Below are 14660 nucleotides of genomic sequence, written 5' to 3'. Positions count from 1 at the left end.
ATCGCGCCATGTTTGCTCGGGCTTTCGAATGCATTGTGAACGAGGGTTCACATCGCGACGCATTGCGTTGCGAGCGCGTCTGCGCGGCTGGCTGCTGCATGCACCGTTTCGATGATGTCGAACGTTCAGGGAAGGGCTGACGCCATGGCCGGCTCCGTATCGCAGGACGCGCGTCGCCCGGATCGCATCGTCGTCGTCGAGGACGATCCGGTGACCCGCGCCATGCTGGTTGGCTATTTCAGCGAGAACAATTTCGACGTGGTCGGCGCCGGCTCCTGCGCGGAATGCCGCCAGGCGCTGCGCGTCCGCACCGATCTGGTCTTCCTCGACGTCCAGCTGCCCGACGGCGACGGTTTCGCGCTCGCCAAGGAGATCCAGGCGCTCAGCAATGCCGGCATCATCTTTGTCACGCGTCGCGACACCGACGTCGACCGCATCCTCGGGCTCGAGATCGCCGGCGACCACTACGTGACCAAGCCGATCAACCTGCGCGACCTGCTTGCGCGTGCGCGCAGCGTGCTGCGGCGGCGCTCGATCGATCGCAAGGCGGCGCGCAACCACAACTCGATCGCGTTCGGCGACTGGATCATCGATCTGATGCGCCGGGAGCTGATGGACGGCGACAGCAAACCGGTTGCGCTCACCCGCGCCGAGTTCGATCTGCTCGCCGCCCTCGTCGGCGCCGATGGCCGACCGCTGAGCCGCGACTACCTCATCGAGGTCGTCAGCAACCGCCAGACCGAGGTCGATGTGCGCACGGTCGATGCGCTGGTGGCGCGGCTGCGCCGCAAGCTGATCGGCAGCGAAACGCCCGTGATCGCAACCGTCACCGGCGTCGGCTACAAGCTCGCGATCAGCGAGCGACTTTAGGGAAGACGCAGCGCCTGCAAAACCAGCCGTCCGTTGGGTGGCCAAAGCCGACGCCGTGCAGTTGACCGCTCGCTTGGCCGCACGCGCCGATGGAACCCGCGCTGTGGTTGTCCTCAACAGTTCTTGAAATGTGCGGTGGCTCACACCACCGGGCCGGCAGATCGGGCCAGTGTTTGCCGCGTCGATGGCGGCAGGCCTTGCCGCGGCATCGATCCACACCAGCCCATGGAGGCAACATTGAGCCACGCTGCAGACAAGGAAGATATCGTCCGCAAATTCCTGGCATCGCGCGCGTTCGACTTCGCCGCGTTCGGTAAGTTCGTCGCCGAGAACGGTGCGAGCCTTGCCAGCGGCCGCGACGGCGAATTCGGTTTCGTCATCGGTCACCGCGTCATCCGCTACTGCATTCCGCCCCAGGTGGAGGTGACCGAAGAGATCGATCCGGCCGTTCTCCGCAACGAGGTCACCGGCCGCTGACGCGAGCCTGACCCCTAGCGCGGCTTTGGAGTCCACCGTGGCGCGTCAGCTCCGCGGCTACCCACCGGGAGGCGGATATGCAGCACCCACAGGAAGACAAGGTCGCGCTAGATCACAAGCGCGACGTCGACCTCACGCAGGATCCGGACTTTCGCCCAGACTCTCGCGAAGATTTCCGCCAAGATTTTCGCCAAGACCTGCGACGACGTTTGCGGCTGGCGATCCGGATTGCCGCGCGCACGGTTCAGTTCCTCGGCGAGGACGGCTTTGGCGGCTCGGACCTGCCGGAGGGCAACTTCGCCGCAGAGAAGCCGCTCGCGGAAACGGCCATGCTGCTCCACATCGCAGGCCGGCACGCCGCCCATCCCGGCATTCGCCACGCCATCGATGCGCTGCTTGGCGAACTCCTACCCTACGCCCGCTCGCGGCAGATGCACTGGGACGTTGCGCGCTACCCCGCGGTCTGCCTCCAGCTCGCGACGCCGCACATCATCCTGAGCACGTTCGGTCATCCCGACGAGTCCTTCGACACGCTGCTTGCGCAAAGCTGGTCGGCGTCCGCGCGGCCGGGCCATGAGGTGGTGCCCTATCGCGAGCTCGAGATCGGCTGGCTGCTGGCGCTGTGGCTCGACGATCCGCCCGGGCCAGACTTCGCGCAGGTCGCGCGAAAGACCGCACTCGGCAACGCGATCGATCTGCTCAACGGCACGCGCGAGGATGCCTACGCGCATACCCATGCGGTGATGTATTTCACCGATTTCGGCAACTGGCAGATGAGGCTGCCGCGGCCGCGCGAAGAGTTCCTCGATGAATCGGCGGCCGTGCTCGCCCGCGCGCTGGTGGTCGAGGACTATGACCTTGCGGCCGAAGCGCTGATGGCCTGGCCGCTGCTCTCGTCCGCCTGGAGCCCTGCCGCCGCGTTCGGCTTCCGCGTCGTGGCCTCGCTCGAGGACAAGGTCGGCTTCCTGCCGGCGGGGCGGTCGGCGGCGAGCCAGCTTCTGCGCCTGAGCGGACAGGACAAGACCAAATGCGCGCTCGCGACGTCCTATCACACGGCCTATGTCATGGGCATGCTGTGCGCGGTTGCGCTCAAGGCGGGCATGGCCTCGCCGTTCGCGATTCCAAGCTCGTGCTATCCAAACACGGTTGCGGCAGATCTCTACGCGCGCATTCCGAAGACCGGCGCGCATTGGGAGCAGGTGTTCGAACGCCTCGTGGCGAGCGAGCAGGCCGCGCTCGCGCCCTTCCTGCTCGACGTCGCACTGATGCAGGCGAGCCGCAGGAGCGATGCCGCCGAGATGGCTGATCTGCTCCGCCTCGCCGTCACCCACGGCATGGCCAACACGACGCTCTGCGCCCAGGCCGCCGAATTTTTGGCGCGGCTCGGTGCGCTCGTCGGCGGACGCTGAGGCGTCAGCGCGCGGATGCCGCCTGGCTGCCGGCGAGGTGGTCGTCGACGGCATAGAGGCTGCAATCGGTCGCCCATTTGCCGCAAGCCGCGAGCGCATCGCGCTGCGCGTCGTCGGTCGTGGCGCGGCCGGAACGCCAGCCGAAGGCGCCTTTGGACGCGACCGCGAACGCCTTGTGCGGATTGATGCTGGCGAGATAACGCGAAAACTCGTCCTTGCCCGAGCCTGAGAGCCGCCCGGGCGCCGGCAGCGGATCCGGCGGGCTCGACGTCTCGCGGCTGCCCAGCCCGCGCTCGCGCAAAAATGCGTCGACCAGCGGTGTCCAGAGCGGCCGCGTCACGGTGGAATAGAGATAGTGGCCGTCATCGCCATAGGCGGGCGCATCGATGAACTTGGCATTGCCGCCACCACTGCGGAACGCGTCGTAGAAGCGATGCGCGAGCACGGGTGCGAAGAACAGGTCGTTGGCGGCATAGACCCACAGCATCGGCACGCGCGAGGTCTTGCCGAAGGTCGCGAAGGCCTGCACGAGGTCATCCGCATTGCAGACGAAATTGTCGCTGGACGAGCCCCGGCCGCCGGCAAAGTTGATCGCGGCGACGAGCCCCGGCGGGGCCTGCGCGCTCAGGGCCACGGTGGCAAGGCCGCCCGCGGAATGGCCGACGGCGATCATGCCGGCCGTGGTGACGTCGCTTCGTCGCGCCATCGCATCGACCGCCGCGCGCAGGTCGGCGACCGCAACCGCGGTGGCCGGCAGATAGGCGGCGCGGGCGCAGGGGCCAAGGCTGTCGACCCGGTCGCCGGGCGAAGTGCCATAGCCGCGCCGCAGCACGATCAGCGCGGCAAATCCGCGCCGGGCGAATTCCAGCGCAATGGCATAATATTTGTGCGCCGACATGGTCGCGCGGTCGTCGAAGTCCCGCGGCGTGCCGTGGCTGAGCAAGGCCAGCGGATAGCGCTTGGACGCGGCGGGCCGCACCAGGAAGGCCTCCAGCCCCTGCGGTCCTGCCGCCGCCATCGGGATGCGGAGATCCTCGGTGTAGAACTCGGCAGCATTCGCGTGAGTTGCTACGCCCGCGATGGCGAGCAAGCAGAGCACGGGCACGAGCCGGCGCGCGAGGTCCATAGGCGGGATGATTCTCCGTGACCGCACGAGACCATAGCAGAGCCGCGCGATCCGGCGAACGGGCGTTCACCGGATGTGCGGGCCATTAGCTAGCCTCAATCGCTCACTTCAGCGTCTGAAGATAGGCGATGACGTTGCTGCGGTCAGTCGGGTCCGGCAGCCCCTTGAAGAACATCTTGACGCCGTGCACATCGCCACGGGGATCGGCGAGGTAGGCGTCCAGCGCCCCAAGTGTCCAGGCCTCCTTGTTGGCCTTCATCGCTTCCGAATAGGCGAAGTCGGGGACGGAAGCGGGCTTGCGGCCGACGACATTCCAAAGACTTGGGCCGACCTTGTTCACCCCGATCACGCTGGCGTGGCAGTTGGCACAGGTTCGCTCGAAAACGGTCTTGCCGGCGGCCGGATTGCCCTCCGCGGCGAGAGCCGACGAGGCGAGGCTCGCCAATATGAGCGCAAAAATCTGACGTCCAATCATCTCGAATTTGCTCCCCTTGGGACCCGCCGGTGAAACTCCTGCATTTCCCCGCACTTCAGTCATCGAACGGGAAGCAGCCTGCCGATGCGGCGCGGCAGCGTCTTTGTCCTGCATCAACCGACATCCGGCACCAAAGTACGAGATCGCCTATCGACCATTTCCGATGGATCGTCCCGTGGTGGATGGGCGTTGTCGGTTGATCGTCGGTCCGGCAATCGGCTTGGCGGCAGCCTGACCGATGGTATGGTGTTCGAGGCTGTCGTTTGAAGGTTACGAGGAGTTGCAGTGGCAGAAGTCGATCCCGCGGCGGGTAAGCCGGTTGCGCCGAATGCGCTCGCCAATATTCCGCGGCTTGTCACGGCCTATTTCGCCAACAGGCCGGATCCGGCTGATCCGGCCCAGCGGGTGGCATTCGGGACGTCAGGCCATCGCGGCACCTCGCTGAAGAATTCGTTCAACGAGGGCCATATCCTCGCCACGACGCAGGCGATCTGCGACTACCGGCGCGAGAAGGGGCTGACCGGTCCCCTGTTCATCGGCATCGACACCCACGCGCTGGCCGAGCCCGCGCTCGTCAGCGCCATCGAAGTGTTCGCCGCCAACGGCGTCGACGTCATGGTCGACCAGGCCGGCGGCTACACGCCGACGCCGGTGATCTCGCACGCGATCCTGTCCTATAACAAGGGGCGGACGAGTGGCCTCGCCGACGGCGTCGTCATCACACCGTCGCATAATCCGCCGGAGGACGGCGGCTACAAATACAATCCGCCGCATGGCGGTCCCGCCGACACCGACGTCACGGGCGTCGTCGAGAAGCGCGCCAATGCCTTGCTCGCCGATGGGCTGAAGGGCGTCGCGCGCATGGACTACGCGAAGGCGCGCAAATCATCTTCCGTCCATGCGTTCGATTTCGTCACGCCCTACGTCGCCGATCTCGGCAACGTCGTCGATCTCGCGCTCGTCAAATCGGCCGGCGTTAACATCGGCATCGATCCGCTCGGCGGCGCCGCCGTGCATTACTGGCATCCGATCATCGAGCGCTACGGCCTGAAGGCGACGGTGGTGAACGAGGCGATCGATCCGACCTTCCGTTTCATGACGGTGGACTGGGACGGCAAGATTCGCATGGACTGCTCCTCGCCCTACGCCATGGCGAGCCTGATCCGGATGAAGGATCGCTTTGACGTCGCCTTTGCCAACGACACCGATGCGGATCGCCACGGCATCGTCACGCCGACCGGCGGATTGATGAATCCCAACCACTATCTTGCGACCGCGATCGCCTATCTCTTCGCGCACCGGCCGCACTGGGGCAGGGACGCCGCGATCGGCAAGACCGTGGTCTCGAGCTCGGTGATCGATCGCGTCGCCAAGAAGCTTGGCCGCAAGCTGGTCGAGACCCCCGTCGGCTTCAAATGGTTCGTCGATGGCCTCGTCACCGGCTCGTTCGGCTTCGGCGGCGAGGAGAGTGCAGGGGCCTCGTTCCTCAAACGCGACGGCACGGTGTGGACCACCGACAAGGACGGCATCATCCTCGGCCTGCTCGCGGCCGAAATCCTGGCCAAGACCGGCCGCGACCCGAGCCAGCTGTTTGCCGACCTCACCGCCGAGCTCGGCGTGCCCCATTATGAGCGGATCGACGTCGCAGCGACCGCGGCCCAGAAGAATGTGCTGAAGTCGGTAACCCCGGAGCAGCTCGGCCTGAAGGACCTTGCCGGCGACCCCGTCCGCACGACCCTGAGCAAGGCGCCGGGCAACGGCCAGCCTTTCGGCGGCATCAAGGTCGAGACCGATTTCGGCTGGTTCGCTGCGCGGCCCTCGGGCACCGAGGATGTATACAAGATTTACGCGGAGAGTTTTCGCAGCACCGACCACCTGCACCGCATCCAGCAGGAGGCCCAGGCGGGGCTGAGGAAGGTGTTCGGGGCGTAGCTCGGCGAGCGGCCTCTCTCCATTCTTGCGACGATGGCGCGCCTCGCTCGGGCCTTAGGTGTCCGGGCGGGAGGTCCCCTCCTGCGCGCTCCCGCAAATATCGAAAAACAACCCCATGCAAAGGAGAACGGCGCTGCTCTCCTGGGCCTCGATGGCAATGTCACGACGCCTGGATCGGGTCAGGGATCGCTGCCAACCTCGTCATTACTGTATACATTTTTTCCATTGAAGGTATTAAAATACTCATATTATTTCACCGTCCGCTGATATTGTATACATAACGTATTCATAAACCCATGGGAGAGAGACCAGTGACAAAACCCTTCCCGATGAATGCCTGGTACGCCGCCGCCTGGGACGCCGAGGTGAAGCAGGCGCTGCTGGCGCGGACGATCTGCGGCAAGCATGTGGTGATGTACCGGAAGGCCGATGGCGGCGTGACGGCGCTCGAGGATGCCTGCTGGCACCGCCTGGTGCCGCTCTCCAAGGGACGGCTGGAAGGCGACACCGTCGTCTGCGGCTATCACGGCCTGAAATACAACGCGCAGGGCCGCTGCACCTTCATGCCCTCGCAGGAGACCATCAATCCGTCGGCGTGCGTGCGCGCCTATCCCGCGGTCGAACGTCACCGCTACATCTGGCTCTGGATGGGCGATCCCGCGCTGGCCGATCCCGCGCTGGTGCCGGACATGCACTGGAACGACGATCCGGCCTGGGCCGGCGACGGCAAGACCATCCATGTGAAGTGCGACTATCGCCTCGTGGTCGACAACCTCATGGATCTCACGCACGAGACCTTCGTGCACGGCTCCTCGATCGGCAACGAGGCGGTGGCCGAAGCACCGTTCGACGTCACCCATGGCGAGAAGACGGTCACGGTGACGCGCTGGATGCGGGATATCGAGCCGCCGCCGTTCTGGGCCAAGCAGCTCGGCAAGCCCGGCCTCGTCGACCGCTGGCAGATCATCCGCTTTGAAGCCCCATGCACCGTCGCCATCGATGTCGGCGTGGCGCCGGCCGGCACCGGCGCGCCGGAAGGCGACCGCTCGCAGGGCGTCAACGGCTTCGTGCTCAACACCATCACGCCCGAGACCGAGAAGACCTGCCACTACTTCTGGGCCTTCGCCCGCAATTATCGGCTCGGCGACCAGCGCATCACGACCGAAATCCGCGAGGGCGTCTCCGGCATCTTCCGCGAGGACGAGGAGATCCTCGAAGCACAGCAGCGCGCGATGGATGAGAACCCCGATCGCGTCTTCTACAACCTCAACATCGATGCCGGTGCGATGTGGTCGCGGCGGCTCATTGACAAGATGGTCGCGAAGGAAACCCAGCCGCAACATCTCCAGGCCGCGGAGTAGGTCATGGCCGAGCGCGAGGTCGACCGCTCCGTCTCGCAGACCGTGAAGGCGCAGCTCGCGCTGCGCGACCAGATCCTGTCGGGGTCTTTGCGTCCGGGCGAGCGCATCTCCGAGCTCCAGGCGGTCGAGACCACGGGCGCTTCGCGCACGCCGGTGCGCATGGCGCTGGTGCGGCTGGAAGAGGAGGGCCTGCTGGAGGCGATCCCCTCCGGCGGCTTCATGGTGAAGGCCTTCTCCGAGCGCGACATCCTCGATTCCATCGAGCTGCGCGGCACGCTGGAGGGGCTCGCCGCACGCTTCGCCGCCGAGCGCGGCGTTTCCGCGCGCGAGCTGGAGCCGCTGAAAGAGTGCCATGCCGCGATCGATGAGCTGTTGCGCCAAATGCCGATCTCGGTCGACGCCTTCTCGTCCTATGTCGCGCTGAATGCGCGTTTTCATGCGCTGCTCACGGAATTGTCGCGCAGCCCGCCCTTGATCCGGCAGATCGACCGCGCCTCCGCGCTGCCGTTCGCTTCGCCAAGCGGCTTCGTGATGGCGCAATCGGCGCTGCCCGAGGCGCAGCAGATCCTGATCATCGGGCAGGAGCATCATCGCGTCGTGATCGACGCGATCGAGAACCGGGAAGGCGGGCGCGCTGAAGCCATCATGCGGGAACATGCACGGCTCGCCGTGCGCAATCTGCGGCTTGCGCTGCGCAACCGAACGCATCTGGACCTGCTGCCGGCGCTTGCGCTGATCAAGTCCGCAACCGAATAGGGCCTCCATGCGATTCATCGAAACCTGGACTCCGGCGACGCTGGTCGAGACGCGCGATCTTTCGCCCAGCATCCGCGAATTCCTGATTCTGCCGGATCAATTCGACGGTGCCGCCTATCCGGTCGGCAGCCACATCAACGTGGCCGTGACCATCAATGGCCAGCCGGAGACGCGGTCCTATTCGCTGGTCGGCGAGGCCGATCCCAGCGGCTTCAGGATCGCCGTTCGCCGTGCCGAGGATTCCCGCGGCGGCTCGCGCTACATGTGGCAGCTCGCACCGGGCGCGCGGCTCGACGTCACGCTGCCTTCGTCGCTTCTGGCGGTCGATTGGAGCCGCAAGCACTATTGCCTGGTCGCCGGCGGCATCGGCATCACGCCGATCGTCGGCGCCGCGCAGGCGCTGGTCCGGCGCGACGCCGGCGTGACGCTGCATTATGCGGTGCGCTCGCGCCGTGACGCGGCCTATCTCGATCACCTCGCCGCGCTGCTGGGCGACCGTTTGGTCGTCCACGCCAGCGACGAGGGAGGGCGGCTCGATCTCGACGCGCTGTTCGCCTCATTGCCGCCGGACGCGCTCGCGCTGTTCTGCGGTCCCATGCGCATGCTGGACGCCGCACGCCATGCCTGGCTTGGTGCAGGACGTCCGCTCCCCGATCTGCGCTATGAGACCTTCGGCTCCAGCGGCTCGCTGCCGACCGAAGCGTTTCGCGTGCGCCTGAAGGGCTCGGATGTCGAATTCGAGATCCCCCGCGAACGCTCGATGCTGGACGTGCTCAACGCCGCCGGCCACGAGGTGATGTACGATTGCAAGCGCGGCGAATGCGGTCTGTGCGCGATCGACGTCGTCGATGTCCAGGGCGAGATCGATCACCGCGACGTCTTCTTCAGCGACCATCAGAAGCAGGAGAACCAGAAGATCTGCGCCTGCGTCTCCCGCGCGAGGGGTACCATCACGGTGGATACGCTGCACCGGGCGGATGCGATCTGACCAAACCACGGCGTGGATTCATCAATTCGTCGCGTCCCCTTTGCTCTTGGAAGGCGACCTTGCGGCCGACATGGCCGCAAGGTCGGCCTTGGGCCAACAGCCGATACCGACGATCCCGTTTTCGGGGATGGTCGCGACGGCTCCGTTGTAATGCGCACGCCGTCAATGAGCAAAGAGGGGAACGCGGAGAACCTTGAAGCCATTAATTTCAGGGAATGCATCTGCCGCGTCGGGGGATACTAGTTTCACTACTGCGGCCTGTACGTCTCCGCTGATAAGTCGGTCTAGCGAGGCGCGGTCGCCAACCGACAGCTGAGCGTCCGTAGCACCGACGGCCTCCAATGCGGCGCGGATGTCCTGTTCAACCGCGGACTGAGCCTTGTCGATGGCAACATTTTGGCCCTTGAGCGCGGCGACGGATTTTACATCCGGTCGGGAGAGCAGGAGCGCGACCAAAGGTATCGAGGCATTTACGTCGCCAGCCTTGGTCTCATCCGCGCGATCATTACCCGGCGCCTTCGGCGTTTCGGCGTTCGTGATTTGCTCGGCGATCGCTAACGCAGCCACGATCAACTCCTGAGGAGACCTCTCTTTGGGAGGACTGCTGGTCTCCACCGTAGGCGGAGCATTTCCGGTTTCGGGAAGAGGCGGAGGCTCTGGAGTTGTGATGAGCCACGCCGGAGGGCTTCTCGGCCTTGGAGGCGGCGGCGGGTTCGGAGCCGCAGCGAGCGAGGCCCGAAAATCACGGGTCTTCTTCCGAGACTGCGCATCGACCGAGGTCGGCTCAACGCGCTTCGAAATGCGTTTGCGGGGAGCTCCCGTCGACGCCTTGTCGACGGATGCGGCCCCCCTGGCAGAAGCTTGGCTCGCCTTAAGCGTCTGCCGGCTCCACGCCATATAGGACTGGCACGGGCGGTTGCACGGCACCCCATCGATGTAAACGGTGCCGGGAGGATCCAGCGGGCGAGCGAATGACCCTCCAACAAGGCCAACACTTAAAAAGGCTACAATTGCCCATCGTTTCATTGAAATTACTCCGGTTACACAATTGTTTGCCGTCCTTGCCGGTGCGCTTTCCAGTTGGCTCATTTTTGAGCCAGCCTGCTCACGCGATCGACGGATGGTTTTGAAACTGTCGTCCTCGACCGTTGCCGAGCGCGAAATAAAATCAGTGGCCGATGTGCGGACCGAGATAAATTATCAGAGACGTTGACTTCCAATTCCGACCAAATAACGGCCTGACGCCAACGATCGCCAATCGACGACTCCACGTGTCGATGCCCCCGCCGCGCGGGCACGCAGTCGATCTCACGCGAAGCTCACGCAATCTATCGACTGCTACGTGTCATCCCAGCGTCGGCATTGGGGCATTCTCGTCGATTGGCCATGACCGCGACCACGTCCGGTCTACCCAAAAGACCCAGCGCCACGGTGAAGGTCCGAGGTTTTTGCACCATTGAGAAGCCTTGCAACGTAGCCGGCTGATCTTCGGTACATATCGGCGAAACTTGGTCCATACGACGGGAGACCTCCATCCCTGACACAAGCCGTTGCCTCCCGGATTGATGGCAACCGGTACTGCGAGGCGAGCTCAATTAGGCGCTTGCGATTGTAAATGAAGAACGGCGACGCAAACGTTGCGACACCGTTCGCACCACGCGCGATATGGCACTTCCGCGGTCGTGAGGGCTATCACGTCGTTGGATGAGTATCGGGGGCAACTCCTCCTGCCAACCACTCAACGGAAATTTACTGGTTCGCTCCCGCGGTGGCGGTGGCCATGTATTTCGAAGAGAAATCAGCAACCCGGTCGCGCCACATTCCGACGAACGCCCCCGATGTCAGCTTATCGACCGATTTCCACGCGTGTTTGACGGCCGGGAGAGTATTCCGCCAGATCGCGCGTTTGCACCATTTTTCGCCTTTTTCCTTGCCTTCGCTGGTGGCACACATGGATTTCCAAGCGATGCGATCAGGTTGGCTGATGTGCTCGGCGGCGCCTTCCCAACCTTGTTGATGGATCAAGTAAAGGTCGCTCAAGGACGGCTTCTTGTGCGTCACCCACTCGAACAGAATGCCTTCGGTAATGACCTTGTAGGCCGCCGCAACCGCATTATCGCGGGGATTGCGAATCTGCCCGGAGCCGAATTTGTTGAACTCGTATTCGCTCAGTTGGAACAGGCCGATATACGACCCGGTGCGTTGCTTGGGGTCGAACCCGGACTCGATCTTGGCAACCGCCTTCATGAAACTGAAGTCCAGACCGAAAGCGTCGGAAGCGCGCTTGATCTCCTCGACCGGCGTTCCGACCGGGGTGTCCTTGAGTGAACTTAAAACGATAGCCGCCGGCTTCTCGGCAGGCGGCACTTCGGACCAGACGTAATAGATGAGATACCGGAAATCCTGCGTCACTGGTGCCGGGTTGGGGGCAGCATCGGGCGCATCGTGCGTTGTCGGCATCGGTTGGGCGACATCATGGTGGTTCAAGGCCATCCATTTTGCCTCGAAAGAATCGTCGCCGATTTCGGCTTGGGCCATCAACGACGGTCCGGAACCCGCGGCAGATGCCTCTGGCACGGCGGCGGAGAGCGCAGGCTCACCGGGCGTCTCGGCGCTCATAGCCGTTTTCGGCATTGCGTCCGGCACGGTCGCGCCTGGCGTGTTTCCGCCAACCTGATGGACGATCCCCGTGAATGTTATGGCACCCAAGATGCAGGTGGCCTGCAAGGCTTTCATGGCCCCCAACTCCGCGGCACGGTCCCCGAACGTACGCAGATGTTCCCGTAGTCCAAGGCGATGCCGTTTTTGTGGACAAGATTTGGAAGGGCTCATATTTGCTGGAGTTGTTGCCAAAATGCGACATCCTTGTGGCCGCTCGCGACTGCCAAGCCTCTTGGCATCGGCATCCCGCCCACGGGGCTTGCACTCGCGGATGAAGTCATCGAGTAACCCGCCACTCGGGCGCAGGACGCCCGCTCTCCGATCTGCGCTATGAGACCTTCGGCTCCAGCGGCTCGCTGCCGGCGGAAGCGTTTCGCGTGCGCCTGATGGGCTCGGATGTCGAATTCGAGATCCCGCGCGAACGCTCGATGCTGGACGTGCTCAACGCCGCCGGCCACGAGGTGATGTACGACTGCAAGCGCGGCGAATGCGGTCTGTGCGCGATCGACGTCGTCGATGTCCGGGGCGAGATCGATCACCGCGACGTCTTCTTCAGCGACCATCAGAAGCAGGAGAACCAGAAGATCTGCGCCTGCGTCTCCCTCGCGCGCGGCACCATCACGGTGGACACGTTGCACCGGACGGATGCGATCTGACGAAACGGGCGTGGACTCCTAAATTCGCCGCGTCCGCGTTGCACTTGTGAGGTGACCTTGAAGCCGACATGGCTGCATGTCGGCCTTGGGCCAACAACTGACATTAGCTATGGGGCACGCCCACATCGCGTAAGCCGCTTCCTCGCACTCGTCATCACCCGATGGCGATCTGTGGTTCTGTTGATTAGACTCCCTTCATCCCGATAGTCTTCCTCCTCGTGCAGTGTGCGAACGAATGCTACTTGGACGTAGCCGGGTGACACTGGTTGGACTCATCATTGCAATCTTTGGGGTGGCCTTCGTGTTCGGGGGGCACCCCGTTATTGCCGCGATGCTTCTGCTTCTGGCCTGGGTGCTGCTGGTGCTGGACGAAGACATGAAGTCTGGTTGAGCGAGTCATACAGTCGGAACATAGCCTTCGAGCTTGGCGCGCAGTCCGACGTCCGAGTCGGGTCATTCGCGCACTTTTTGGGGCGCGTGTCTGTTCATCCGCTGACCGCGGCGGAATAGCAGACATCTCCCAATCGCCGCGATGGGCCAGAAGCAGACCTGCCGATCAATCACTTGGGAATGGCATTTTTGTAGACAATGCCGTCCTTCATGATGATCAGAAACTTGTTCGCAGGATCAGCAATGAGGTTTATGTTTTCCAGGGGATTGCCGTCGACGATCAAGAGATCAGCCAGGGCACCTTGTTCGACGACGCCCAGTTTGCCGGGATAAGGGTTTCGCAAGTCTGACAAGGCGAGCAGTTCGCCGTTTGCCGAAGTCGCCATAGCGAGTGCTTCGGCAGGCGTGAACCAACGTGTCAGATCCACGATTCCTTGGCCCTGACGCTCAGCTAAAGCGCTCGAAAAAATGATATCGGTGCCGAAAGCGGTCTTGATCTTATATTTCTTCACGTAGCCGTATACGGCGTCGGTACCCCTCACTACTTGCATCATCTGCCGCTGCTGAGCGGCGGGGAGAACCTTCGCGCCGCCAAGATCGATGAAGGGCTGCATGCTGAGCCAGATACCTTTCTCAGCGATAAGCCGCGCAGTCGCCTCATCCATCAAGTGCCCGTGTTCAATGACCTTTACCCCAGCTGCGATCGAGCGCTGAATTGCACTCGGCGTGTAAGCATGCGTGGCGACGTAAGTACCCCAATCCGTTGCCACTTCGACCGCGGCACGCAATTCGGCCTCCGTAAAAGTGGTGACCTCTAGCGGGCTGAACGGTGAGGCGACGCCGCCGCCGGCTGTCAACTTGATCTGTGATGCTCCCTGCATGAGTTGTTCGCGCGCCCGCTTTCGAACCTCATCCGGACTGTCGGCAATGGCGCTTGCCCCCAGCTGCTCGACACGGCTCAGCGTCCCGCCGGTGGTCCTGGGGAGGTCACTGAGCTCTCGGAAATCTCCGTGGCCGCCGCTAATCGTGATGACGGCACCTGATGGGTAGATCCTGGGACCTGGCAGCAGGTCGTCGTCGATGGCTCGCTTGAGGGCGAAGACAGGTCCACCCATGTCTCGAACGCTCGTAAAGCCACGCATGAGCGTTGCGGTTGCCTCGGCGCCTGCCGCGAGCGTGCTGTAGCCGATGTCGTTGGACAAGAGCTGCGCGGCCGTTGCACGCACCATCATCGCGTGCCAATGCATATCGATAAGTCCAGGCATCAGCGTTCGCCCGCCGCCTCCGATCACGGTCATGCCGGGCTCGGCATCGATAGGCGTCGTCGAGATGCGCTCGATGAGATTGCCTTTGATCAGCACATTGGACGGTGCGGAGAGTGAAGCGCCCTTGCCGTCGAAGATGCGCACATTCTGGAACAACGTCGCGCCAGCATTCGCTGGCGGACTGCCTTGCGCGCGAGCGGCCGACGCAAGCGCGACGGCCACAAGGGGAAGCGTGGCGACGAAAATCTTTCGGGAGATTGAGTTCATTCGGCTGGCCCTCCTGACGGAATTTTA

Annotated in this window: 13 protein-coding genes and 1 pseudogene; 9 read left to right on the top strand and 5 right to left on the bottom strand. The window is 63.6% G+C overall.

Annotated features, from left to right (window positions below):
* Positions 1-144 precede the first annotated feature (144 nt).
* The 3 genes from QQL28_RS28005 to QQL28_RS27995 all read left to right on the top strand — a co-directional run bounded on the left by QQL28_RS28005 (position 145) and on the right by QQL28_RS27995 (position 2756).
* The gene (locus QQL28_RS28005) at positions 145-870 is read left to right on the top strand and encodes a response regulator transcription factor (protein WP_284270674.1); all 726 of its coding nucleotides are present in this window, start codon (positions 145-147) and stop codon (positions 868-870) included.
* A 135-nt stretch (positions 871-1005) separates the two neighbouring features.
* Positions 1006-1347, top strand: a complete 342-nt coding sequence (locus QQL28_RS28000) for a hypothetical protein (RefSeq protein ID WP_284270672.1) — start codon at positions 1006-1008, stop codon at positions 1345-1347.
* A gap of 77 nt (positions 1348-1424) precedes the next feature.
* Complete coding sequence (locus tag QQL28_RS27995; protein ID WP_284270670.1) at positions 1425-2756, top strand: DUF6895 family protein; 1332 nt, start codon at positions 1425-1427, stop codon at positions 2754-2756.
* A gap of 4 nt (positions 2757-2760) precedes the next feature.
* Here the strand turns inward: QQL28_RS27995 and QQL28_RS27990 are convergent, their stop codons facing one another.
* Both QQL28_RS27990 and QQL28_RS27985 read right to left on the bottom strand, forming a co-directional pair.
* Positions 2761-3882: an alpha/beta hydrolase family protein gene (locus QQL28_RS27990; RefSeq protein WP_284270668.1), complete on the bottom strand. Its 1122-nt coding sequence runs from the start codon at positions 3880-3882 to the stop codon at positions 2761-2763.
* A gap of 103 nt (positions 3883-3985) precedes the next feature.
* A complete protein-coding gene (locus tag QQL28_RS27985) occupies positions 3986-4357 on the bottom strand; it encodes a c-type cytochrome (RefSeq protein ID WP_284270667.1) in 372 nt (123 codons plus the stop codon).
* Between the two features lie 285 nt (positions 4358-4642).
* Between QQL28_RS27985 and pgm the strand changes: the two genes are divergently transcribed.
* The 4 genes from pgm to QQL28_RS27965 all read left to right on the top strand — a co-directional run bounded on the left by pgm (position 4643) and on the right by QQL28_RS27965 (position 9394).
* Positions 4643-6289 (top strand): phosphoglucomutase (alpha-D-glucose-1,6-bisphosphate-dependent), encoded by a 1647-nt coding sequence (gene pgm / locus QQL28_RS27980; RefSeq protein WP_284270666.1) that lies wholly within the window; start codon positions 4643-4645, stop codon positions 6287-6289.
* 311 nt (positions 6290-6600) lie between these two features.
* On the top strand, positions 6601-7650 hold the full coding sequence (locus QQL28_RS27975; protein ID WP_284270665.1) for an aromatic ring-hydroxylating dioxygenase subunit alpha: 1050 nt from the start codon (positions 6601-6603) through the stop codon (positions 7648-7650).
* A 3-nt stretch (positions 7651-7653) separates the two neighbouring features.
* Entirely contained in the window at positions 7654-8406 is a 753-nt protein-coding gene (locus tag QQL28_RS27970) for a GntR family transcriptional regulator (RefSeq protein WP_284270664.1), read from the top strand.
* 7 nt (positions 8407-8413) lie between these two features.
* On the top strand, positions 8414-9394 hold the full coding sequence (locus QQL28_RS27965; RefSeq protein ID WP_284270663.1) for a PDR/VanB family oxidoreductase: 981 nt from the start codon (positions 8414-8416) through the stop codon (positions 9392-9394).
* A gap of 162 nt (positions 9395-9556) precedes the next feature.
* On the opposite strand, the gene QQL28_RS27960 is transcribed toward QQL28_RS27965, so the two are convergent.
* On the bottom strand, positions 9557-9961 hold the full coding sequence (locus QQL28_RS27960; RefSeq protein ID WP_284270662.1) for a TAXI family TRAP transporter solute-binding subunit: 405 nt from the start codon (positions 9959-9961) through the stop codon (positions 9557-9559).
* Positions 9962-11143: 1182 nt separating this feature from the next.
* The gene (locus tag QQL28_RS27955; protein ID WP_284270661.1) at positions 11144-12130 is read right to left on the bottom strand and encodes a lysozyme family protein; all 987 of its coding nucleotides are present in this window, start codon (positions 12128-12130) and stop codon (positions 11144-11146) included.
* Between the two features lie 215 nt (positions 12131-12345).
* On the opposite strand from QQL28_RS27955, the pseudogene QQL28_RS27950 reads away from it, so the two are divergent.
* Positions 12346-12711: pseudogene (locus QQL28_RS27950) on the top strand (2Fe-2S iron-sulfur cluster-binding protein); the annotation flags it as partial.
* A 256-nt stretch (positions 12712-12967) separates the two neighbouring features.
* Complete coding sequence (locus tag QQL28_RS27945) at positions 12968-13102, top strand: hypothetical protein (RefSeq protein WP_284270660.1); 135 nt, start codon at positions 12968-12970, stop codon at positions 13100-13102.
* Between the two features lie 169 nt (positions 13103-13271).
* Here QQL28_RS27945 and QQL28_RS27940 read toward each other — a convergent pair whose 3' ends face one another.
* A complete protein-coding gene (locus QQL28_RS27940) occupies positions 13272-14633 on the bottom strand; it encodes a metal-dependent hydrolase family protein (RefSeq protein ID WP_284270659.1) in 1362 nt (453 codons plus the stop codon).
* Positions 14634-14660 lie beyond the last annotated feature (27 nt).

The sequence above is a fragment of the Bradyrhizobium iriomotense genome (genome assembly GCF_030160715.1).
GTDB lineage: Bacteria > Pseudomonadota > Alphaproteobacteria > Rhizobiales > Xanthobacteraceae > Bradyrhizobium > Bradyrhizobium iriomotense.
Note: the sequence above shows the minus strand (reverse complement) of the source record. Positions and strands in the feature narration are given on the sequence as shown.

Excerpts from the sequence above, each read along its gene's own strand:
- QQL28_RS28005 (WP_284270674.1), top strand. The coding sequence starts at position 145 with ATGGCCGGCTCCGTATCGCAGGACGCGCGTCGCCCGGATCGCATCGTC.
- QQL28_RS27995 (WP_284270670.1), top strand. The coding sequence starts at position 1,425 with ATGCAGCACCCACAGGAAGACAAGGTCGCGCTAGATCACAAGCGCGAC.
- QQL28_RS27990 (WP_284270668.1), bottom strand. The coding sequence starts at position 3,882 with ATGGACCTCGCGCGCCGGCTCGTGCCCGTGCTCTGCTTGCTCGCCATC.
- QQL28_RS27985 (WP_284270667.1), bottom strand. The coding sequence starts at position 4,357 with ATGATTGGACGTCAGATTTTTGCGCTCATATTGGCGAGCCTCGCCTCG.
- QQL28_RS27970 (WP_284270664.1), top strand. The coding sequence starts at position 7,654 with ATGGCCGAGCGCGAGGTCGACCGCTCCGTCTCGCAGACCGTGAAGGCG.
- QQL28_RS27965 (WP_284270663.1), top strand. The coding sequence starts at position 8,414 with ATGCGATTCATCGAAACCTGGACTCCGGCGACGCTGGTCGAGACGCGC.
- QQL28_RS27955 (WP_284270661.1), bottom strand. The coding sequence starts at position 12,130 with ATGAAAGCCTTGCAGGCCACCTGCATCTTGGGTGCCATAACATTCACG.
- QQL28_RS27940 (WP_284270659.1), bottom strand. The coding sequence starts at position 14,633 with ATGAACTCAATCTCCCGAAAGATTTTCGTCGCCACGCTTCCCCTTGTG.